Source organism: Paenibacillus sp. FSL R5-0923 (assembly GCF_038009145.1).
Lineage (GTDB): Bacteria > Bacillota > Bacilli > Paenibacillales > Paenibacillaceae > Paenibacillus_AQ.
The window spans coordinates 318200-341517 of record NZ_JBBPAT010000001.1; the positions used below are offsets into that span (position 1 = coordinate 318200).

The window sequence follows — 23318 nt, forward strand, 5'->3', positions numbered from 1 at the left end:
CCCCAATTAAAAGAATTGTTCCTATTATAATTCTCTAATCCATATATTTCAAGAATTACGTTTGACGATACGTAGTCCTGCCACTTGGCCCACCTTATGTCCTTCATGCGAAGCGAACTTGATCGTAACCGCTGAGTTGCTGCCCGTGATCGTCTGCGGAAGCTCGTAACGAATCGTCTCCAGCTTGTTCATCTCTTCAGACTCAAGGACGCCTAGCCCAAGTTGTTCACCATCTGCCGTAATATCGAAAGCCACCGAAGTATCGTTGGACTTCAAATACGTTACCACCAGATCCACTTGCTCCTCTGGCAAGACTTCCATCGTGAAGGAGAACCAGCCATTGATCCAGCTATCGCGATACTTGCGGTTGTAGATTTTGCCTAAGCCTACATACTCTCCTTCGAAGTTATGGTCACGTTCAGGTTGCATTTCAGCAGGTTGTACCGAATCGACGGTTAGCTGTTCAAGCAGCAAGTTATTCTCCACGGCTTCGCGATATTCAACTTCTATCAGCTTCCATTCCTCCGGCGTGAACAAATCCCAATACACGGAATAACGATGATCATGCATAGGGTAGAATGGACGAAGCTCATGGTCTCCTGCATATCCTAAACCTTTCATCCGGAACACATTTTTGCTAACGTTAGACTGAATCAGGCTATCCGTTAGCGTCTCGCGATCTCCAATTAATACAGAAGCAAGGGCGCGATCACTGCCTAGCTCAGCATTTATAGGTCCAAAATCACCTGCAAGCACAAGCGGTCCATAGAGGAATGCAATTCGGTTTGGATTATCCGGCATGGACTCGATTCTTACCGACATCGGAATATCATATTCGACAACGTCTCCATCCTGCCATACTCTATCCAAAGCTAGGTAGCTGGATTTGCCCACATTCACTTGAATGTCTTCACCATTTACTTTAACGCTCATGCCTTGCTCAGCCCAGTAGGGGTATCTTAGCTTCAATGTGAATTTAGTTGGTTTCTCCGTGCTGATACGCAGGGTGCCTAGTCCCTCTTCAGGGAACTTGGTCTCTTGCTTCAAACTAATGCCTTGCTCTTTCCAAGTCACTGTTGAAGGTACGTACTGATTCACATACAGCTCATCTTCACTATGGAAGTAAATCGCCGAGCCATACATAGAATGGCTTTCCATTCCTGAGCCTACACAGCATGTAAAGCTCTCAAACTGGGAGTTGAACGACTTATGTCCACCCATTTCGAGGGATACAAAATAACACACACGTCCATCAACCGGCTCCTGAGAAGCTAGGATATGGTTATACATTGCACGTTCGTAGTAATCCGCATATGCGGCATAAGCATCCCACTGGAACATATGCTTGGTCAGCTTCAGCATGTTGTAGGTATTACACGTCTCACATGACCCCTCTCCCAATCGGTCGTTCAGCTTATCCGGTTCGCCGAAATGCTCATTATAGCTGTTGCCGCCAATCACGTATGAATGATGATTCACGACCCGATCCCAGAAGAAGCGGGAAATACCTGCATAATGCTCCTGCCCTGTTACCTCATATTGTCTTGCCGCTCCAATGATTTTTGGAATCTGTGTATTAGCATGTCTTCCAGCTAGGGTATCTTTTTCTATAGCAAGATCATTTAGCACTTCCCCATGATAAAAGCTTTCCGCTAACGTGAGGAAACGGTCATCGCCAGAATCCTCTGCCAAATCTGTGAGGACTTCATTCATACCGCCGAATTCACAACGCAGCACCTCTTGGATCTGATCTTTATTCAGCCCTGAAAAAATATCTTCAAGCCACATTCCAAGCTTCGTTTCCATAACGAGCGCCTTCTGGTTTCCGGCCAATCGATAAGCATCACGAAGACCCGCAAACAGCTTATGCATCGTGTACAGCGGTACCCAGCCACCGTTAAGGTCAAAGCCCTGTGAGCGAATGTCGCCTACCTTCACTTCCTCAAACAGCTCTTTGCCACGAGGAATCCCGGAAATGAAGCCATTACCATGCGCATCCTGACAATGCTCCAATTCGTCTACTACATAATTCACGCGGGTGAGCAGCTCTTCATTCCCTGTAGAGGCATACATTAACGCACATCCAGAGATATAATGGCCTAGCGTATGGCCGCTAATGCCTTGAGATTCCCAGCCTTCATAATGAGCAGCCTTAGGCTCTAAGCCAGCATATTGGCGAAAACGCGACAGAAGCCGATCTGCCTCAAGCTTGAGTAAATAATCCGTGTTTAACTCCATCGCATGGAGAAGTGGACCTGAATCAATGCATACATTCTGCAAATCAAAAGCTTGCGTCTTCAATGAAATCGCTCCCTCGCAATCTTGTCAGGGTGATATGACAAGTGTATATTTGTATCCATAAGATAACATCGGAACGTTGATTTGTCGGTAGATCAGTCGTACAAATAGTGGACAAACCCGACTTATTGATTGCTAGGAGGACCGCATGACCTATTTAAAAATAAATGTAGATGTACCTGTTCATTTTACAGCGGCAGGTGAATTTATCTCAGAAACACCATGGAAGCATGTGGAGCGTGTTATGGGGAACTACGAACTAATCATTGGCGTGAACGAAACGGTATATTTGAGTGAGCAAAACAAACAATTTGAAGTAGGCCCTGACGAAGCTCTTCTGCTTATGCCTAATCGCACACATGTCGGCTATAGAGAGTCACGACCCGGGGTTAAGTTTTATTGGTTTCATTTCGAACTGACAACCGAGGGGTTATTACTGAGTGAGGAGGAAATGAAGCCTGAGACGGAAGAAATCTTTTCGCGCACACAGCGCTTATGGTCCGTACATGATCTATATCTACCACAGTTCATAAAGATCGAGCACAGTGACCGGATTCATATCCTGGCGAATCAAATCCTCCATGTGGCTAACTCAGGATATTTGACCTATTCCAGCGTTAATTATTTGTTGACCTCACTCTTAATTGAGTTATCTGAGCATGCACTTCAGCCGTTCGCCAGTAAGCTAATCCGTGCGCAGCAAGATGTCACCTTTGTAAAAATAGCCGAGTGGACAAGAATACATGCAAGTGAACCTCTTACGGTGGCAATCATCGCGGAGAAATTCAATTACAACAAGGATTATTTAGCTCGGCTATTTAAACAACATACCTCGATGGGGCCCTTGGAGTATATTCATTCAGTACGTGTGACTAAAGCGAAGGAGCTGCTAACCAGAACCGCCCTCAGCGTGAGGGAAATCGCGACAGAGACGGGGTTCACCGATGATAAATATTTCATGCGCCTCTTCCGAAAATACGAAAACATGACGCCCACCCAATATCGTAACGCTTATCATAAGACGTTTATGAATAATGATTGAAGTAAAAAACTGCGGCAGGCTTCAACGTTTTGAAAAGAGTTTGAAACAACACTCCGTCCGCGGAGCCCCCTCGCCATGGGTTGAAGAAGGGGGAAGCGGATCCTCCGATAGATAATCAGGGAATTTCTCCCTAAAAAATCTGATATTCTGTTCATTTGTCTAGTGATTAGGGAATATCTCCCTAAAATTCGACCAATTTGTTAAAAAGTATAGATATTACCCCGATTTTAGGGGGAAATTCCCTAATTTCATTCGTTTAAAGCAAAAATCAGTATTTTTCAGGGATTTTTTCCCTAATTACTCTCAAGTAAAGAGGCTGCCTCTAAGTAGCATTCACTACTTTTGAGACAGCCCCTTCTCTAACTTACAATCTTTAAATTATTGAATCGTTTGCGAAGACGAATTCCATCGCCAGCGTGGAGTCGATCCTTGCAGATGCACCCCTCCATACCATTCATCGATTCCTTTTTTCTGAACCCAGTCTTCATTTCCAGCCAATACACTTTTGCCTAGCTCGGTTAATGCAAGCTCGCAGTCTTTGAATGGCATTACTGGATCGTTATAACCAGGAAAATCATTGAACCCATGGGTTTGCAGCAAAGGGTACGGGCGTTGTGCCATCTGTCTTAGAATATGCCAATATTGCAAATCGCCCATGCCTAGTATATGAAGCTTATCTCCCACATTTTTGAACAACCCGTAAGGGGAATTCATTCCAGCATGAATCATCTCCAGAGTCATCTGTTCAACAATACCAAGTCCATTAGAGGTCGATGGGAACCGAGATAAATGCGCTATGAAGGCGTCATGTGCAAATGGCAATGCGGATGTATCCTTAGTTAGTAGCTGTTGTAATGATTCTGGATTCGGTGATACATAGGCTTCCCAGAGTTCTTGGCCTACCTTTAGCTCCTTGTCGCCGATTAACTTCCACGTTCCTGATAAAGTCTCCATTTGCTCTACAGATAGTTGTCCAAGTCCTCGAAACAGCTCAATGCCGGGATATTCTCCAATACACAATAAACTCAGCTTCGTGGATCCCTTCTTCTGCTTGGAGAACCAATGGAGCAAATAGCACAGCATCGTCTGATCGAATAGATCATGCTCGAACCATAATACAACTTCATCATATTTATGAAAATCAGCTAAGATCTTTTCCTGTTCCTTACTGATCTGTATAAATTCCTTCTGCGGAATCCCCATCGTTTGTTCTAAATAATGCGCTCTTACTAAGCGGTTATTCTGCTCCCCAGGCTCTAAAAAGACCGGACCATGAGAGTAGACCTCTCTCCATACTAGTACATCACCTTTCACGATTCCTTGCCGCAGCTTCTCTCCCACTACATCTCCATTTACAATATGAAGCACACCTTTTCCTCCTTCGTACAAATGATTGAACACGGAGAGGACATCCGCAACAGGTAGCGCACCCTTAAGCTTGCGGCGAGCATCAAAGAGTCGTTTCTTCAATACCGGGACTGAAGTCCCCAGAAAGTCAGCAATCTCTTGAAGGGAATATCCCTGAAAATAATATAATTGAACGGCGATCCGCATATTGGATGTCAATGCAGCTATAGACTCGTGAAGTAGTCGTCGCGCTTCTTTTTTCTCAATAATGTCCGCCACACTAAATGAAGATTCTGTCGCTTGCGCAGCTTCATCGTAGGGTAATGCAGGATGCTGCTTTCTTCGCAAGATGCGATAACATTGCCGCACCACAATCGCTTTAAACCAGCCCGGGAATGCCTCTACTGCTCGTAATTTATTCAAATGCAAAAAGGCTTCTGTGAAAGCTTCCTGCACAGCATCTTCCGCTAATTGATAGTCACGCAGCTTTTCGAACGCAACTGCATTGGCCATCGGTGTAAAGTGCCTAACAATCTGTTCAAAAGCTTGTCGGTCTCCTTGTTTAGCCTCTTCGATATACTGAAGCATTTTCTCCCCCGCTCCCTTCTTCCGTATTATATACAAGTGCCAATGAAGTTCCTAAAGGTTACGGATGGGATTGAAAAGTCAGACGTTATTTATTTTTTCCTATTACATCCTTTGCAACCTCTAGAGCTGAAGAGGCTCGCGGCCAACCTACATAAAAAGAAAGGTGGGTGATGGCCTCCACGATTTCTTCAAGTTGTAAGCCGTTCTCTAAAGCCAAGCGCAGATGATAGGGGAGTTGTTCCGTCATGCCTCCCATCACCAAAGCAGAAATCGTAATCATGCTACGATCCCGAAGTGATAATTGCTCCCGTCTCCATAAGTCCCCAAATAACACATTTTCCGAGTAGTCGACGAATGCTGGAGCGAACTCCCCTAATGATTCCCGTACATTAGTGACGATTTTCCGATGTGCCATATTACACCTCCCTAACCGGAGGTTGTAGCATTTGAGCAACACCGTTACCAAACGACCAATCTTCGAATTCCGTGTCGACGAGCACAATGAATATATCTTCTTTTCTGATGTTTAGCGTCATCGATAATTCCTCGGCTAACATCGCGTAAAAGCTTGTTTTCTGCTCCGTCGATCTTCCGGATTTTAGCGTAACTTGGATATATATCAGTCCGTCGCTTCGTTCAATATTTAAATAATCTTTACTATAAAAAAATTCCCCCGCTTTATGCGCATGAAAAACCTGAAACATATCATCCTCCGGTACATGGAAATGCTGAATTAACGCGCTCATAATCGCTCTACATATTCCTTCTAGCTGATGAATGTCGTATTGTTGCTCCAAATAACTGACTCTAATGAATGGCATTTTAATTCACTCCTTCTTTGGAATTCTTTTATTGTACTCTCAGTATTTTGATTTATATAATTGAATAAGATAATACTCTTAATCAATTATACCGATAGAGGTGACAATCGATGGATCTAAAAGAACTGATGGCTTTTAAGACCATCCTTCAAGAAGGCACTTTCTCACGTGCTGCCGAAAAGTTGAATTATGCGCAGTCTACCATTACCAACCAAATTCAACGACTTGAAAAAGAACTGGGCATACAACTCTTTCACAGAGGCTGGGAAGTAGAACTGACAAGTGCTGGGCAAGTTTTTGCAGCGGAAATCGATAACCTTATTCAACATTGGAACTATGTATCAGAACTCACCAAGGCTTTACAGCATGACGAAATTGGCACACTCCATATCGGAGGCATTGAATCCATGATGGAATCCGTTCTACCGAACGCCTTGCGAAAATTTCATGAGCAAAAACCAAAGATGGCATGTAACTTCATTCAGGGTAACACTGATTCGCTCTCACAACTTGTTCTACAAAGTGAACTGGATTTCGCCATCTGCGGTGAGCCGTCCGACCTGTCTTTCTTTTATTTCGAACCGCTCTATCACGAGAAAATCGCTTTTATAGTAGATGAAAATCATCCTTTAAGCGGACGAGACGATATTTCATTTCGAGAAATTCTTGAATATCCAATTATAGCTGGAGGACGCACTTGCTTATATTACCTTCGGTTAGCTAAGCAATTTTCCAGATTCGAATCAAAGCCCACTTTATCCACCATAAGCCAAATTTCTGCTATTCCTCATTTTATAAGAAAGAACCCTGGGGTGGGGGTAGTGCTTGATTCGACATCTTTAATGACAGATATAATAAAAATCGATGTTGAACTAAGCGAGCCGTTCATTCAAGTGGGTATATTGCAGCGGCGCAACCGAGAATATCTAGCAACATCATCAAAAAAACTATTCATACAAATCATAAAAGAGGAAATTGAGAGGATTAGTAACGCTAATCCTACGCTCCATATTTGAACCTCAAGCTAGTTCCATATATGATAGCTATATCATTGTTCTCAGGGAGGATTCACCCAAGTGGCTGTATTAATTAACGAACAAATTAGAGCATCCGAAGTAGTACTTACTGGACTTAGAGGTGAGAAGCTGGGGATTGTGTCCAGAGAAGAGGCGCTGGCCATGGCTCGTTCAGCAGGTGCTGATCTGGTATGCACCTCACTAATGAGCAGCCCACCGCCCTGCAGCCTAACTGCAAAGGGCAAAGCAAAAGCGGCCGCGCAGAAAGAAGCAGCCTCAGCACGCAAGGCTAGTGGTGGCTCAGCAGCAAAGGGCGGCAGCAAGGAGAAGGTCAAAGAGCTCCGCTTCACGGCTCATATTGAAGAGCATGACTACGATACGAAGCTCCGTCAGGCTGAGAAGCATCTCCGCTCCGGCAAGCCGGTGCAATTAGTCGTGAAGGCATCCGGCGCCAAAGAAGCGGCTGCCTCCAAGGCCGTATTGGAGCGACTAGTGACTGACTTGAAGGAAGTTGGAACGAAGGACACTGGCATCCAGACAGGTGGTAAAGGGTCACAGGTGAAATTAAATCCACGTTGAAGAGTGGCCTATTCGTTCCGATCATATAGAGCTAGTAAAAAGGCCATCCTCTGTGGGATGGCCTTTCACTTCATAGGCAATGTTCTTACTCACTCTTAAGCATTCACTTTAAACATGATTTCCCATTAATCCCCTCGGGCGATAGTTCATGCCGCCAGCATAAAGGTGGGAAACATCTCCTAGTCCAATACATCTAGGAACCGCAAAGTTCTCGCTGCGCTCTTCAAACAAGATCGTCGTTACCGAGCTTGGCGCTAACCAAAATACGGACCAAGCCAAAGCTAAAGGAATCTGTAATAAATGAGCTAGCCATGCGAGGCCAAAGCCACCATGGCATACTACTCCAATCTTCTTGGTAGAAGGCTCAAGGATCCGATACAGGCCATCTTCTCTTTTATAATGGTGTCGAAGTAAGAATTGATCTGACGCCGCTTGTAATTCGCTGAACCGCAATCTGTATTCCTCTTGCTTCAACCAATGATCTGTTTCATCAGACCATACTCTCTTTCCACTCGATAGTTCGCTAATATGTTCTCCGGGGCTATCCCAAATAGACGACAATTGTCCATCTAACATAATCTCTGTCCAATCTAGTTCACAAGTCCAAGGTTCTGTCTGAATTACAAGTCCCGTCTCTTTGGCCACATAACTGGCTGTTGTCTGCGCTCTACCCAGTGGTGAAGCATATAGTTCATCCAGACCGATAGATGCCATGCGTTTTCCTAGTGCTGCTGCTTCCTGATGCCCGAATTCTGTTAGACCATCTATGGAATAGTCCGGATCACCATGACGAATCAGAAATATTTGCATAATAATGCCCTGCTCCCCTCAAATCCAACCTTTTTCCTCTGCCAGTCGTACCGCCTCAATTCGACTTTTCACTTCCAGCTTATTGAGTATTTCTGAAATATAATTGCGAACAGTTCCATAAGAAAGATGTAGCGAAAAAGCGATCTCCGCCGCCGTTTGCCCTTCACCAGCCAGCTTTAAAATCTCTCGTTCCCGTGCTGTTAGTGGATTCTCTTCCCGCAGGCTACCAAAAACTAACTCGGGGGATACCTCCCGATGTCCAGCCATGACACGGCGAATAGATTCAGCCAGCTTATCTACAGGCTCGTCCTTCAACAAATATCCTTGTATACCAGCCTTCACTCCACGCTCGAAATAGCCCGGACGGGCAAAGGTAGTCAAGATGATAATTCGAGTCGGACAACCTTTACTCCGCAATATTTCTGCAACCTCCAGCCCGCTCTTGAACGGCATTTCAATGTCCATGAGACATACATCCGGCTGAAGCCTGTCGATTAAAGCTAACGCCTCAGCTCCATCACAAGCCTCTCCGACGACTTCGATATCATCCTCAAGATCCAGCAGCGATGCCATCGCTCCCCGAAGCAGACGTTGATCCTCCGCTATAATGATGGTTATCATGCACTCTCACCTCCTGTTGCTTCCTTAACGATTAGAGGGATCATAACGATCAGCGTAGTTCCCTGACCTTCTTCTGAGCTTAGCGACAGAGAGCCATCAATCAGGGATAGACGTTCCGCCATCCCCTTCATACCATTTCCATCACTAAGCTCACCATTACATCTCTCACCGTTCTGGAGGCCAATTCCGTTATCTTTAACGGTAACTCGAACTTCTCCGGCGGTCTTTACCACCCCGATGAAGCATTTATCCGCTCTACTATGCTTCACAATGTTAGTCACTGCTTCTTTAATACAGAGGCTGAGAATATTTTGCGTCAGATCGGATACTCCCTCTAGCGAGATGTCCCCTTCCACTTCCAAGGCAATCTCCGCCGTGCGCAGCATTTCCCCGGTTTCTGCCAGTTCTTCTGCTACTGAGATCGCACGCATTTCCGACACTAGCTCGCGCACCTGACGGAGCGCAGCCCGCGAAGTACGCTGAATTTCCCGCGCCTCCTCTTGGGCTCGCTCCGTATTTTTGGTCACCAGCTTCTCTACGAGTTGGCTTTTTAATGTAATTAAGGACAGCGTATGCCCGAGGGTATCATGTAAATCACGAGCGATTCTCATGCGTTCCTCACGCTTCACCAACTCTTTAATCACCTCATTAGCTTGATCTAGCTCTTTCTCCAGCTTCTGATGTTGATGCATGGATCTTACGCCGAATGGCATAATCAGCATAATAACGATAAACGGGATTAAAAACATAATACTAACCCATTCCAACTCACGGCCTACTAAGACCAGCACCGCAAGTACCATAACCACAAAAGAAGTAAATGCAATTTTAAACCCTTTATTCTCCGTATAATAAGCTATAAAATTCACGGTGAAAAAGCCCATATACAGATTAAAGGGCGTATAAAACAAGCTAAGCACCACGATGATCACCATTTGAGTCGTTAACCAAACATTAAACACGCCACCCCGAACCCAATACAGCTGGCGATAGCTGATGGCAAACACCGCTATCATAATCCCACCTAGAATGAGCTTCATTCCAGTCTCCCCGCGCAAATTCAGGATGGGCAAAATCAGATAAACAGCCCATACATAAGGGAAAAACCCCTGACTTCTCGGAAATAACTGGAACTGTCCACGCTCGGTCATTACTTTACACCGCTTCCTGTTTTTTTCGAATATAAACCGATAGTAACATAAAAACTACCAAATATCCGAGCAAAATCAAGACATTACTCCAATGTGGGGCTGAACCACGTACAATCTCCCACGCCCCATTTCCATAGTTATAAGAAGGTAACCAATGACCAATCTTCTGCATTAAACGTGGTAAAATCTCAATTGGCATCCACATGCCCCCCGCTACAGCAAGCGCCATATAAATCACGTTACTGACTCCACTAGCCGTATCTACCCGTTTCATAGCACCCACAAGCGTACCAATCGCCAAAAATGGAAGGGAACCGATCAGGATCCAAAGCCCACTAAGCACCCATTGACCCGCAGATAAGGAGACACCATTGATTAAATATCCTGCGGCAAAAATACAAATGACCGAAAACAGATGCATCATCGTTTGCCCGAACATTTTTCCGAAGAAATAGACGGAACCCGGTAGCGGGGTAATCCGAATAAAGGTAGTCCAGCCTTGTGTTCGTTCTTGCACTAAACGGATGCCAAGCGTCATGATCGCAGAGCCCATTACACTAAAGGTTGCCATCGACATTAAGTAGTGAGCGCGCCAAGTCGGGTCATCGTTACCTGTATTAACCACGCGGGTGAAGATGAAGTAGAACATAATGGGCATGAGCAATGACCAGAATACGTAATAAGGATTACGGATGATCCTCAGCATCTCGGCTTTACACTGTACAGTAATTAATCTCATCTTTAGATAGCCTCCTCTTGGTTCATGGTCAATTGTTCAAAAGCGTCATCCAAACGTCCCTGATCTATACGAACATCCTTCACGGGAAGTCCAGTAACAAAAATCGCTCGCAGCGCTTCATCTGTATCGTCTGTCGTCACATGAATTCGGCCTTCTTTTTCATAACAACCCTCAATAGCGGTTAGTTCCAGCAGGCTCCTGCGTAATTTTGATCGATCACCTATTGGCAAAAAGGACAGCGAACGCTTCACAATCCGCGATTTAATCTCATCTGGACTTCCGTCTGCAACTAAATGGCCTTTGCTAAACAATAGAATACGATCCGCAATATCTTCAGCTTCCTGTAAGTAATGTGTCGTGAACACAATCGTCTTGCCCTGCTCCGCAAGTCCACGAACCGTATCCCAGAACCGCCGCCGGGAAGTAATATCAAGTCCAACCGTAGGTTCATCGAAGAAGATCAGCTCTGGATCACCAGCCAGGGCCAGCGCGAAGCCTAGACTACGCTTTTGACCGCCCGAGAGCTTCTCGGCGTATCTATTCAGATCCGCTGGCGCAAGCCCTGTAGCTTTAATTAGAAACTCCATATCCATCGGCTGTGGATAATAGCTACGGATCAGAGCAATGATCTCCCGAACCTTCAGCCGATCCATCACACTTACCTCTTGCAGCATCGCACCGGTCTTTTCACGTACAATTTTATCTTTTGGATGTTGTCCAAATATTTTCACTGTACCTTCAGTGGGCTCTAATAACCCCAATAACATTCCCAATGCCGTTGTTTTGCCTGCTCCGTTTGGTCCAAGAATAGCTGTAATCGAACCTTTGGCAATGTTGAAGCTGATATTATCTACTGCTTTCTTATCCTTATATAATTTGCTAACTCCATTCATCTCAATAACACTATCCATTTCGTAACCCCTCCGATTCCGAATGCGTTTGATCTATTTCAATCATATGGAAAAAGGAGACCTGACATTAGTATGGACTGTCATTTCTTTAAGATGACAACTGTCACCTTCATGCCTCAGGGTACGAAAAAGAGGTTGCCCTACCCGTAGTTTGATATGCTCCCCATATAGTAGACAGGCGAAATAATAAAAACCTGCTGCTGTATGGGGAGTATTTTTATGGAACAAAAGAAGTATACGGCACTCGAAAAATTAACGATTCTCCAAGAAATTGAACGGGGCGACATTGGTTTGAAAGCTGCGGCCCGAAAATATGGATTATCCAAAACCTCTGTAGTGAAGTGGCGGCAACGTTATCAATTGTATGGGTACGAAGGGCTGGAAGTTCGAATCCACAACCGTACGTATTCCGCAGAACTTAAACTCCATGCCGTTAAGGATTATCTCGAGGGAGGATTGTCACAAAACCAAATCATCTGCAAGTATAAGATTGCAAGTTCAACCCAACTTGCCAACTGGATTAGGAAGTATAATGGTCATAGCAACAGCTTAACAGCTCATTCAGGAGGATCTAAAGCTATGACCAAAGGACGCGTAACCACTTGGCAGGAACGGATAGATATCGTGCTGTACTGCCTTTCGAACGGAGAAGACTACACGAAGGCGGCAAGCCATTTTCACGTGTCTTACCAACAAGTATATAGCTGGGTAAAGAAGTACGAAGCAGGCGGTGAAGAGGCGTTACGAGACGGCAGAGGACGTACTAAAGCGCCCGAAGAACTTACGGAAGCAGATCGCCACAAACTCGCGATGCAAAAGCTGGAGTACGAGAATGCACGCCTGCGTGCGGAGAATGCTTTTCTAAAAAAGTTAGAGGAACTCGAAAGGAGGAGACGTTAAGAACCATTCGCCAGGAGATCATCTATCTGGCCATTCAAGCCGTTCAGCAGGAACAGTCTTGCTCCATTCGACTTATGTGTGAAATCGTAGGGATTTCACGGTCAAGTTACTATAAATGGTTGAATCGCAAACCCAGTTCCCGAGAGACCGAAAACGAGAAACTGACAGAGGCTATGCTTCTCTTGTATGAGAAGGTGGAACGAACCTTTGGGTATCGTCAATTGACCCTGCATTTGCGCAGACAAATGAACAAATCTATTAACGCAAAACGAGTATACCGGCTCATGAGACGCCAAGGTATCCAGTCTGTCATCCGCAGAAAAAGAAAGAAGTATGTAGGCTCCACGCCTCAGCAGGTCGCGGAGAATGTGCTGAACCGTAATTTTGAGGCGGAAGCTCCAAACCAAAAATGGGTAACGGATGTAACAGAATTCAAATACGGCAAGGGTAAGAAGGCGTATTTAAGTGCAATAAAAGATCTGTATGACAATTCCATTGTTGCTTACGTTCTGGGCCATTCCAATAATAATTCGCTAGTTTTTAACACGCTGGAATTAGCATTGCAGGCAGCGTCGGAGAGCCGAACCTTACTCCATAGCGACCGCGGTTTCCAGTATACCTCTCTGCATTTTAAGAAGATGCTGGACGATGCAGAACTGAAGCAAAGCATGTCCCGAGTAGGCTGCTGCATTGACAATGGGCCGATGGAATCCTTCTGGGGAACATTGAAATGTGAGAAGTACTACTTACATACCTACCAGACCTTTGAAGAACTCCAAACAGATATTGATACCTACATTCACTTTTACAATAACGAACGGTTACAGGCAAAATTAAACGGCCTCAGTCCCATTGAATTTAGGACTAAGGCCGCTTAAACTACTTTTATTTTTTGTACTGTCTACTTGACGGGGTGCAGTTCAGTTTTAACTACGGATAGGGCAACCTCTTTAATAGAAAATACTAGATTACCTCTTAAAGAATCCTTTTCCGAGAAGGAATTCCTTCATATGCATTCGCGCTGGCTGTGCCAACCGTTCTGCCATAATCACAGACCAAGGTGTATCCTTGGCACCATGAGTCCGCTCACGCATATAGTCTGAAGAGACTTTATCGTAAGTCTTGACCTGCTCCACTGTCGTTTCGGCATTGTAGCGATTACGATGTAGAACAGCCTCTAATGGCAGACGCGGACGCAGGCTTGTGGCTCCATCAGGGTAGCCCACACACATTCCAAATATCGGGTAAACCAGCTCGGGCAGTCCAAGCAGCTCAGAAACCTCCGCAATCCGGTTACGGATTCCGCCGATATAAACAATTCCGAGCCCAAGCGATTCCGCAGCTACAGCAGCATTCTGAGCAGCAAGCGCAACATCAACGGTAGCTACAATAAGGTTCTCAGCAGAATCTTCATACGATGTCTCTCCCTGCAAATGAGGTTTTGTCACCTCACGCAACCGATACAGATCCGCGCACCAGACCAAGAAGACTGGGCATTGTTCTATATAAGCCTGATTACCCGCTAATCCGGCAAGCTCTGCTTTTATAGCCGGGTCAGTCACTGCAATAACACTATAGGCTTGTACACTGCTGGAAGTCGAAGCCATTTGGCCTGCTTCAATAATAGCTGCAAGCTGCTCTTCACTTACTGGCTTATCCTGATACTTGCGGACAGATGCATGGTTCATTAATAGAGATATTGTCTCGTTGTTTTCTTGCACAGCGGCCACTCCTTACATAGTTAGGTTTCTCTTAAAGCTTTACCCGCTGCAAACGAAGTGCATTCAAGACGACGGACACAGAACTGAATGCCATCGCAGCTCCAGCTAGCCATGGAGCTAGAAATCCGAGTGCAGCAATCGGTATACCTATTGTATTGTATGCAAGTGCCCAGAACAAATTCTGCTTAATATTACTCATCGTTTTACGGCTCATCATAATGGCATCGGGTATGCTCTTCAGATCTCCCCGCATCAGTGTAATATCTGCAGCCTCCATTGCTACATCCGTCCCTGTACCAATCGCCATGCCCGTATCTGCAGTAGCCAGTGCAGGAGCATCATTGATGCCATCCCCAACCATAGCTACCTTTGTCCCATTCCGCTGCAGCTTACGAACTTCCTCCGCTTTGCCTTCTGGTAGAACCTCTGCTAACACTTTTCGAATACCTGCTTGCTTCGCAATAGCTTCTGCGGTGATTTTATTGTCACCTGTAATCATAATGACCTCTATGCCCATCGCATGAAGCGCAGCTACAGCTGCTTTTGAGGTTGGCTTAATCGTATCCGCCACAGCGACAATCCCGGCAATATCATCGTCCACCGCTACAAGCATAGCTGTCTTTCCTGCCTCTTCCAGTCTCTTCATGACTGGGGTCCACTCTGTGATGTCCAATTGATGATCTTCCATCATACGCCGTGTACCCACCCTAACTTGTTGATCGGAGACAACAGCCATAATTCCCCGTCCAGGTACATTATCAAACTGTTCAGCGGTGGGTAAGATCAAACCTCTGTCAGCGGCTCCTGCTACGATAGCTTCCGCAAGCGGATGTTCTGATAATTTCTCGGCTGCCGCAGTTAAAGCTAATAGACGATTCTCTGCACTTTCTTTACCATAAGCGGCAATTCCAGTGGTAGTCACGATATCAGTCAGCACGGGCTTACCATTTGTAACCGTACCTGTCTTATCCAAAACAACGATCTTAATCCCTTGTGCGCCTTCTAAATGCTCACCACCCTTGAACAGAATACCAAGCTCCGCAGCGCGGCCCGATCCCGCCATAATGGAGGTCGGCGTTGCAAGACCTAACGCACATGGACAAGCGATTACGAGCACCGCAATAGCTTTTTCAAGGGCATCGGCAAATTGACCAGGTGCTGCCCAGAAGTACCAGACCAAGAAAGTGATCATCGCAATGCCTACAACAATCGGTACAAAAATACCTGAGATGACATCCGCGATCCTCTGGATCGGCGCTTTGGAGCCTTGGGCCTCCTCCACTACTCTAATGATTTGAGCGAGTGCAGTGTCTCTTCCTACTTTGTTGGCTTTGATTCTTAAGATCCCATTCTTATTTAATGTAGCACCGATAACGGTATCTCCAGGTTTTTTCTCTACAGGAATACTTTCTCCGGTCAACATAGACTCGTCCACAGAAGAGGAACCCTCTACTACCTCGCCATCCACCGGCACCTTTGTTCCGGGCTTCACCAATACAATATCGCCGGGAATCACTTCATCTGTCGAAATATTCATTTCTTTGCCATCGCGGATCACGAGAGCCGTCTTTGCCTGAAGCCCCATTAAGCTCTTAATGGCGTCAGAGGAACGTCCTTTGGCTAGCGCCTCGAACCATTTACCGACGAGGATGAGTGTGATGAGTACAGCACTCGTCTCATAATACATTGGGGCGGTATGATTCATTCCCTTCATACTTAATGAATCAATCGTCAGATAAAGACTGTAGAAATACGCTGCTGATGTCCCCAGTACGACCAACACATCCATATTAGCACTTCCGTTACGAAGTGCTTTATACGCGCCTACGTAGAACTGCCAACCGATGATAAACTGTACGGGGGTCGCCAGAACAAGCTGAAACCAAGGATTCATAAATAACTCCGGTGTTGGAATCCAGCTTGTGAATGAGAAATGACCTGCCATCGCCCATAACAATGGGAAAGAAAGAATAGCAGAAATGATCCACTTCCACTTTTTATGCTGAATTTCCTGTACACGACGATCCACATGATCCTTGCGGTCTTCTTTAAGAGTAGCTTTATATCCGATATTGCTTACCTTCTCCATGATCTCTCTTGGACTAATATTACCGGGAGTATATTCTACATGTGCCGTTTCCAGCGCTAAATTCACATTCACTGCTGCGATCCCCGGCGTACGACTCAACACTTTTTCGATCCGCGCCGAGCATGCAGCGCAGGTCATGCCTGATATATCAAAATCCGCGGTCTCTTTGACGGTATCATAACCAAGAGCGCGGATTTTATCTTCAATTTGTGGTAACCCTGATACAGAAGGATCAAATCCAACTGTGGCTTGTTCCAAGGCTAAATTTACATTTGCGCGAGAAACACCCTCCATCCGGGACAAACCTTTCTCAATTCGAGCTGCACAAGCAGAACAGGTCATGCCTGTAATCTGTACGGTTGCTTGCTGTTCATTGGGTGAAGCTGTTGTTTTTAACTTATCCATGATTCCAAAGCCTCCTCATACCCCTATAGAGTATGATAATTTCTATAAAAAGAAAAGGCATTGGAGCTTATGGCATTCCCATACAGCTCCAAGCCTTATTACTTTGCTTCAAATTAAACTACATCATACCCTTGCTCTTCAATAGCTTCTTTAATAGCTCCAAGGCTCACCTTGTTCTCATCATACTCAACGGAAACTTTTTTAGCAGCAAGATCAACTTTAGCAGTAGCTCCAAGATTACCTACAGCCTTCTCTACAGAGTTGACACAGTGACCACAAGACATTCCTTCAACGTTTAATGTAGCGTTCGACATTATTATTACCTCCAGTAAAAGTTATGAAGCCATGCTCAAGGAGCATTAGCTTATTATTTCATTAATTTGTTAACCGTAATTAGCAGCTCATCGATAACCTCATGTTCACCGGCTTCGATTCGTTCAATAATACAACTCTTCATATGCCCTTCCAGCAGCATCTTACCAACACCGTTTAGTGCCGCTTGAACCGCTGCGAGCTGATTGAGCACATCGTCACAATAAGTATCCCGCTCTATCATACCCTTTATCCCGCGGATCTGGCCTTCAATCCGGTTGAGGCGAGTATTCAAACCATTTTTGAAATCTGTCGAATGATGACTCATTCGTTCTCCAGATGCTGAAGAATGACAGTCAGCTTCGCAGGATTTCTCAGTTTGTTCTTGCTTACTAGTAGACATAAGAATCAGCCTCCTTGCCAATAATATAATATACCCCCGTAGGGTATGTCAAGAGGTATTCTTCATTACCTTGCTCGCCCATTCCATTTTCTTGAAAAAAACTATTGCTACCCTATTCAAATTTGAATATAATAAATTTTGCTTCTAATCTATGAACATTTTTTGAACGGATTTATCACTATTAAAAAAAGGAGCCTGCGAAGCATGCATACTAAAGAAAGTAATCTTAAACTCGTAGTTATCGGCCTGCTGCTCGGTATTCTGATGTCCGCGATGGACAATACCATTGTAGCTTCAGCTATGGGAACCATTGTTTCCGACCTTGGCGGTCTGGACAAAATCGTATGGGTCACTTCGGCCTATATGGTCATGGTAATGGCTGGGACCCCTATCTTCGGCAAGCTCTCGGATATGTATGGACGTAAACGTTTCTTCATGTTCGGACTGATTGTATTCCTGATTGGCTCAGCACTGTGCGGTACTGCAACCAGTATTACACAACTAAGTATTTACCGGGCTATTCAAGGGATCGGCGGCGGTGCACTAATGCCTATCGCCTTCACCATCGTTTTCGACATTTACCCTCCTGAAAAAAGAGGAAAGCTGACCGGCCTTTTCGGTGCCGTCTTCGGAATCTCCAGTGTACTCGGACCATTATTGGGTGCATATATTACCGACTATGTAGGCTGGCAATGGGTATTCTACATTAACCTGCCGCTCGGAATTATTGCACTTTTTCTGATCGCAACTTCTTACAAAGAATCGATCTCTCACGCTAAACAGCGCATCGACTGGGGCGGAGCATTCACTCTCGTCGGCGCCATTATCTGCCTAATGTTTGCGCTAGAACTGGGAGGCAATCAATACGCTTGGGACTCTAGTGTCATTCTCGGCTTATTCGCCAGCTTCGCTGTACTCTTGCTGGCATTCATCCTCATTGAGAGAGTGGCGGCTGAACCTGTTATCTCGTTCGCGATGTTCAGTAAACGGTTGTTTGCAACAAGTAGTGTGACAGCCTTGTTCTATGGCTCTGCCTTTATCGTAGCCACCATCTACATTCCTATCTTTGTACAGGGCGTATTTGGCGGCTCCGCTACGAACTCTGGACTGATCCTCATGCCGATGATGATCGGTACGGTCGTGGGCAGTCAGACCGGTGGGCTACTTACAACCAAAACCAGTTTCCGCAACATTATGATCCTATCCGCTGTCTGTTTTGTAGCAGGTGTCTACAGTCTAAGCACTTTATCACCAGATACCTCCCGTCTCATGCTTAATGTATTCATGGCCTTAACTGGATTCGGCGTGGGCTTCTCCTTCTCCGTGCTAAGCATGGCAGCTATCCATAATTTCGATATGCGCCAACGCGGTTCGGCAACTTCAACAAGTACTTTTATGCGCTCGCTTGGGATGACGCTGGGGATTACGATCTTCGGTATTATTCAGCGTAACAACTTCACTAGCAGCATTAGCGAAGCTTTTGGCGGAAGTGAGCAGTCAGCAGCCTTCGGCGATCCACGGGCAGCCCTGACACCTGAAGCAAGAGCCAAGATTCCACCTGAAATTTTAGAGAAAATATCTAGTGCACTGTCCTCTTCAATCGCACATACCTTTATGTGGGCCATGATTCCTGCCGTCCTTGGTTTAGTCTTTGTGCTGCTTATGCCAAAAGACCGTCTCACCATTCCGAGTAAAACTGCTCAGGCGTCCGAGGGTAAAAGGTAACGATTATGTCGATGAAATTGGCTATTCTCGGACTATTGCTTGAACGAAACATGCATCCCTATGAAATTACACTAGTCATGAAAGAGCGCTCCATGGACCGGATTACAAAGCTCCAGCTTGGGTCTCTCTACTATGCTGTCGATAAACTTGCACAAGATGGTTATATCGAAGCTTTAGAAGTGATTAGCAGCAGTGATCGCCCTGACAAAACCATTTACGGTATTACTGAGCAAGGTAAAAATTTATTCGAGCAGTTAATTCTACAGCAAATTAAAAAGAACGAGCCCTTCTATCATCCGATGTATATGGCTCTAGCCATGTCCCGTCATGTTGATCAAAACAAGGTGGAGAAGCTGCTCGAAGAACGTATTCGGGAAACCGAACATCAGGTGAATCTGGCTTATCAGGTATATGAAGAACATATTCCTATTGTTCCTCGTTCCGCCCTTCATCTCATGTACGGCACCTATGAACACACCCTTATTGAACTAAAATGGCTACAACGTCTCTATGATGATGTTGTAGCACGCAAGTTGAATGACATTGGAACACCACTTAATACAGAGTAGAGTCCTTAGGACCTCTACTCTTTTTTTCGCTTTTGCAGAGACAATAAATACCACACTAGAATCTAAGCGTGTACAATATGTACGTGTACGCAATCATATTTTCCTAGGAGGAATCACATTGTTGATAACACTGCCTTTAAACAAGCGCGGTATACCAGCCAGCCGTATTGCTCTAGGTTGTATGGGATTTGGTGGGGGCTGGGATCATGAACCGATTACCGCCGAGAATGTTAAGCAAGGACATGCAGCCGTCGACGCAGCACTATCTATTGGTATCAATATGTTTGATCACGCAGATATTTATACCCGTGGTAAAGCCGAGAAGGTATTCGGTCAAATCTTTAAAGAACGCCCAGGACTCCGCGAAGAAATCATTATTCAATCGAAGTGCGGTATTAAGCTAATGGAGCCTGGAGACAGCTCTAATGTCTTTGACTTCTCAAGCCAGCATATTCTAAGCAGTGTAGATGGAATATTGTCGCGACTAGGAACGGAATATATTGATATTCTGCTGCTCCATCGGCCTGACCCCCTAATGGATCCAGAGGAAGTAGCTTCTGCTTTGCATCAATTAAAGGCAACAGGTAAAGTTCGTCATTTCGGCGTCTCCAATATGAGCACAGCGCAGATCAAAATGCTGCAAGCCTATTGCGATGAACCTTTTATCGTAAACCAGTTACACATGAGCCTAGCCAAGCTCAGCTGGGTCGATGCTGGAATCAGTGTAAACCGTGAACCTTGGAAGGATATTACCTTTCCCGAAGGAACCCTTGAACATTGTCGAATGGAGAACATTCAGCTTCAAGCTTGGGGCCCACTCGCACAAGGCTTATTTAGCGGACGTTCATTAGAGGATCAACCAGAGAATATCGTCCAGACAGCTGCCATGGTTAAACAACTTGCAGATGAAAAAGGAACAACACCCGAAGCCATAGTGCTATCCTGGCTAATGACACATCCGGCAGCTATTCAGCCTGTGATTGGGACTGTGAATCCGCAGCGCATCGCTGCCTGCGCCGATGCGGACAAGCTGGAGCTTACTCGTAAAGAATGGTATGACCTATATGTTAGTTCACGTGGTACTCGTCTTCCCTAACTGAGCCCACAATTAAACTCGCAAGAATTCTTAATAGCCTAATCGTGCCTCTCGCATGATTAGGCTATTTTTAATACTTTCCCCTCCTATGTATCGTTCTCAATTGAGAATAAAAATAGATATCAAGCGATAAAGCGAGATAAATAGAGATAAATTAACATTTTTGTTCTTTATAGAGCACAAACGAGACTTATTGACAGTTTTCTTTTCAATTTATTCCATGTATTATTCATTACAGAAGTTGTTCTCAATAAAGAACAATAATAACGAACCAAAGAAACTCAAGACATTGAGGGGAGGTATTCCTCTGAGACCCAGATCAGCAAAAAGAAGACCTAAACGAAAGAAACAAATCGGATTACGTGTTCTGCAATCAGGAATGGCTGTCTCCGTCTTGTTTCTGACTACCTCGCAGCAAGTGGGTAGTACCTATGGTGGTTTTGGAGCTACTACGCAAACCACTAGCACAATTAGCTTTTGCGAAGTATTTCCAAACTCGATCAAGGGGCTTCTAACAGAACTCAAAGATCATATCGAAAGAGCTACTGCTTTAAAAGGATCGCTGCAAAGCTATACCCCTTCAGGCAGTCTCTCAGACGTTTCGGGAATAGAAGGCATGACGCTGGATGAGCTTGATGTCGCAGCGCAAGAGATTTCCACACAAATCTCCGCGCTTCAATCTCAAATCGATGGCGTGAATGAGCAACTGGCCACCAACAGCCAAATTTGGAACGAAATCAATGGTGAGCTGAACGCAGCAGCAGCCGTCCTATTCCAGATTGGAGGATATATGACCTCTCTAGATTCAAACTGTCTAGAAATCAAGGATGAACAATTCTTCAGAGAGCTGCAAAGCAGCCTGAATCAAAGCGGTGTAATCTCTGAATCCCTGAATGCTTCCTTAAAGGGAGTCATCCAATATCTAAACTCCATACACGACATCGGGCTTCCATTTGCTTCGGTAGTGACCAGTGATGTATATGGACAACCCGAGTTACGCAACGAGGCGTTTCAGCAGCCGTTACCTTTCCTGATTCCTTTTAGTCAGCCGGCCGGAAATATCTCTAGCGAACTTACCTCCACTTATGAAAATCTCAATACTGAAATGAATGGTCTTAAAGAATCGGCTACTTCAGGAATCAGCAATCTTCAGAGTCAGCTCCAATTGATCAGTCAAACCCGTGAACAACAATTGGAAGCACTTGAGAAAGCCCGACTAGAGGCGCTGGAACAAACGAAGAAAGAAGAAGAACGTTTGGCACTGGAGAAAAAAGAAAAGCAAGAAGCTGAGGACAAAGCGAAAGCTGAAGCTGAGGAGAAAGCAAAATCGGAAGTGACTCCACCGACAGGTGAAGCTGCTCCAGAGAAAATAAATAAAGAACAGCCTGAAGCCCCAGCCACTAACCCGGTCGTTCCGGAAATTGGTGAAGAGCTAACGATTCCAAAAGATGTACCACAGCAAGCGGTTCCTCAGGAGGCGCCAAAAGCGGAAGATACAACCACTTCCCCACCGGTAGCAACACCAGCCCCTTCGGACCCTCAACAAGTTAAAGGTGGCGAATAATATGCGGATTAAAAAAATGATCAACAATACATTATCGAGCATCATGCTTGTGATATTCATTCTGCTGGTGGTAGCCGTAGTTTTATCAAAGGCCTCCGGCGGTGAACCTGCCTTCTTCGGATACCAGATCAAATCGGTACTCTCAGGTTCGATGGAACCAGGGATTCAAACCGGATCGATTGTCGCTTTAAAACCCGGAGGAGATATGAATCGCTTCAAAAAAGGCGATGTGATCACCTTTAGAAATGAAGAAAACCTGCTCATTACTCACCGTGTTGTAGAAGCAACAATGAATAACGCTACCGGTGAAGCCATGTATCGCACGAAAGGTGATAACAATGATGCACCTGATATGAACCCTACCAGTTCCACGAATGTTGTAGCTGAGTATACCGGGGTCACCGTACCTTATGTAGGTTACGCTATGAATTTCGCAGTTTCCAAAGCTGGAAGTGTTGTGCTCATGATCGTACCAGGCTTGATGCTCCTGCTCTATGCCCTGTATTCATCATGGAAGGCTGTAGCTGCACTCGAAAAGAAAAATGCTGCTATACTTCCCACCTCTCCACCTCCAACTGAAATACAGTAATCCGTTGATTGTCCGCTTCCGC

22 protein-coding genes are annotated in these 23318 nt (G+C 45.3%); 9 read left to right on the top strand and 13 right to left on the bottom strand.

The window, feature by feature from the left end:
• Positions 1–48: 48 nt before the first annotated feature.
• Positions 49–2301 carry a glycoside hydrolase family 127 protein gene (locus MKX35_RS01430; RefSeq protein ID WP_076300083.1) on the bottom strand — a complete coding sequence of 751 codons (2253 nt, stop codon included), beginning with the start codon at positions 2299–2301 and terminating at the stop codon, positions 49–51.
• Positions 2302–2446: 145 nt separating this feature from the next.
• Between MKX35_RS01430 and MKX35_RS01435 the strand changes: the two genes are divergently transcribed.
• Entirely contained in the window at positions 2447–3340 is an 894-nt protein-coding gene (locus MKX35_RS01435) for a helix-turn-helix transcriptional regulator (RefSeq protein ID WP_076300082.1), read from the top strand.
• Positions 3341–3718: 378 nt separating this feature from the next.
• On the opposite strand, the gene MKX35_RS01440 is transcribed toward MKX35_RS01435, so the two are convergent.
• The 3 genes from MKX35_RS01440 to MKX35_RS01450 all read right to left on the bottom strand — a co-directional run bounded on the left by MKX35_RS01440 (position 3719) and on the right by MKX35_RS01450 (position 6096).
• Positions 3719–5275: a sigma-70 family RNA polymerase sigma factor gene (locus MKX35_RS01440; protein WP_076285151.1), complete on the bottom strand. Its 1557-nt coding sequence runs from the start codon at positions 5273–5275 to the stop codon at positions 3719–3721.
• 85 nt (positions 5276–5360) lie between these two features.
• Positions 5361–5690 (bottom strand): carboxymuconolactone decarboxylase family protein, encoded by a 330-nt coding sequence (locus tag MKX35_RS01445; RefSeq protein ID WP_076300081.1) that lies wholly within the window; start codon positions 5688–5690, stop codon positions 5361–5363.
• 1 nt (position 5691) lies between these two features.
• A complete protein-coding gene (locus MKX35_RS01450) occupies positions 5692–6096 on the bottom strand; it encodes a tautomerase family protein (RefSeq protein WP_076300080.1) in 405 nt (134 codons plus the stop codon).
• Between the two features lie 110 nt (positions 6097–6206).
• On the opposite strand from MKX35_RS01450, the gene MKX35_RS01455 reads away from it, so the two are divergent.
• A complete protein-coding gene (locus MKX35_RS01455; RefSeq protein ID WP_076300079.1) occupies positions 6207–7112 on the top strand; it encodes a LysR family transcriptional regulator in 906 nt (301 codons plus the stop codon).
• Between the two features lie 60 nt (positions 7113–7172).
• Positions 7173–7691 carry a translation initiation factor IF-3 gene (gene infC / locus MKX35_RS01460; RefSeq protein ID WP_042184315.1) on the top strand — a complete coding sequence of 173 codons (519 nt, stop codon included), beginning with the start codon at positions 7173–7175 and terminating at the stop codon, positions 7689–7691.
• A 108-nt stretch (positions 7692–7799) separates the two neighbouring features.
• Here infC and MKX35_RS01465 read toward each other — a convergent pair whose 3' ends face one another.
• From MKX35_RS01465 to MKX35_RS01485, 5 genes are read right to left on the bottom strand one after another with little or no spacing between them, the layout of a single operon-like run.
• Positions 7800–8501 (bottom strand): histidine phosphatase family protein, encoded by a 702-nt coding sequence (locus tag MKX35_RS01465; protein ID WP_042184312.1) that lies wholly within the window; start codon positions 8499–8501, stop codon positions 7800–7802.
• A gap of 18 nt (positions 8502–8519) precedes the next feature.
• On the bottom strand, positions 8520–9122 hold the full coding sequence (locus MKX35_RS01470) for a response regulator transcription factor (protein WP_076300078.1): 603 nt from the start codon (positions 9120–9122) through the stop codon (positions 8520–8522).
• Complete coding sequence (locus tag MKX35_RS01475) at positions 9119–10273, bottom strand: sensor histidine kinase (protein WP_076285146.1); 1155 nt, start codon at positions 10271–10273, stop codon at positions 9119–9121. The genes MKX35_RS01470 and MKX35_RS01475 overlap by 4 nt, the downstream gene beginning before the upstream one ends.
• Before the next feature lie 4 nt (positions 10274–10277).
• A complete protein-coding gene (locus MKX35_RS01480) occupies positions 10278–11012 on the bottom strand; it encodes an ABC transporter permease (protein WP_042184306.1) in 735 nt (244 codons plus the stop codon).
• A gap of 2 nt (positions 11013–11014) precedes the next feature.
• The gene (locus MKX35_RS01485) at positions 11015–11923 is read right to left on the bottom strand and encodes an ABC transporter ATP-binding protein (RefSeq protein WP_076285144.1); all 909 of its coding nucleotides are present in this window, start codon (positions 11921–11923) and stop codon (positions 11015–11017) included.
• A 219-nt stretch (positions 11924–12142) separates the two neighbouring features.
• Between MKX35_RS01485 and MKX35_RS01490 the strand changes: the two genes are divergently transcribed.
• Positions 12143–13701, top strand: a protein-coding gene (locus MKX35_RS01490) for an IS3 family transposase (protein ID WP_143759361.1) whose coding sequence is annotated in 2 segments (ribosomal slippage) — positions 12143–12776 and positions 12776–13701 — 1560 coding nt in all. Because the reading frame shifts where the segments join, the coding sequence is not laid out codon by codon here.
• A 90-nt stretch (positions 13702–13791) separates the two neighbouring features.
• Here MKX35_RS01490 and nfsA read toward each other — a convergent pair.
• The 4 genes from nfsA to MKX35_RS01510 form a co-directional block, all read right to left on the bottom strand.
• Entirely contained in the window at positions 13792–14544 is a 753-nt protein-coding gene (nfsA, locus tag MKX35_RS01495) for an oxygen-insensitive NADPH nitroreductase (protein WP_076299885.1), read from the bottom strand.
• Positions 14545–14575: 31 nt separating this feature from the next.
• Positions 14576–17038, bottom strand: coding sequence for a heavy metal translocating P-type ATPase (locus MKX35_RS01500; RefSeq protein ID WP_076299886.1), 2463 nt, complete (start codon positions 17036–17038; stop codon positions 14576–14578).
• 113 nt (positions 17039–17151) lie between these two features.
• Positions 17152–17352 (bottom strand): copper chaperone CopZ, encoded by a 201-nt coding sequence (copZ, locus tag MKX35_RS01505; protein ID WP_042184300.1) that lies wholly within the window; start codon positions 17350–17352, stop codon positions 17152–17154.
• Positions 17353–17405: 53 nt separating this feature from the next.
• A complete protein-coding gene (locus MKX35_RS01510; protein WP_231573462.1) occupies positions 17406–17678 on the bottom strand; it encodes a metal-sensitive transcriptional regulator in 273 nt (90 codons plus the stop codon).
• 279 nt (positions 17679–17957) lie between these two features.
• Here MKX35_RS01510 and MKX35_RS01515 point away from each other — a divergent pair, with 279 nt between their 5' ends.
• The 5 genes from MKX35_RS01515 (at position 17958) to sipW (ending at position 23296) form a co-directional block, all read left to right on the top strand.
• Positions 17958–19478: an MDR family MFS transporter gene (locus MKX35_RS01515; RefSeq protein WP_076299887.1), complete on the top strand. Its 1521-nt coding sequence runs from the start codon at positions 17958–17960 to the stop codon at positions 19476–19478.
• 11 nt (positions 19479–19489) lie between these two features.
• The gene (locus tag MKX35_RS01520; RefSeq protein ID WP_341043746.1) at positions 19490–20047 is read left to right on the top strand and encodes a PadR family transcriptional regulator; all 558 of its coding nucleotides are present in this window, start codon (positions 19490–19492) and stop codon (positions 20045–20047) included.
• Positions 20048–20168: 121 nt separating this feature from the next.
• Positions 20169–21143, top strand: coding sequence for an aldo/keto reductase (locus tag MKX35_RS01525; RefSeq protein WP_076299984.1), 975 nt, complete (start codon positions 20169–20171; stop codon positions 21141–21143).
• A gap of 379 nt (positions 21144–21522) precedes the next feature.
• Positions 21523–22707 carry a hypothetical protein gene (locus MKX35_RS01530; RefSeq protein WP_143759496.1) on the top strand — a complete coding sequence of 395 codons (1185 nt, stop codon included), beginning with the start codon at positions 21523–21525 and terminating at the stop codon, positions 22705–22707.
• A 1-nt stretch (position 22708) separates the two neighbouring features.
• Entirely contained in the window at positions 22709–23296 is a 588-nt protein-coding gene (sipW, locus tag MKX35_RS01535) for a signal peptidase I SipW (protein ID WP_076285139.1), read from the top strand.
• Positions 23297–23318: the final 22 nt, after the last annotated feature.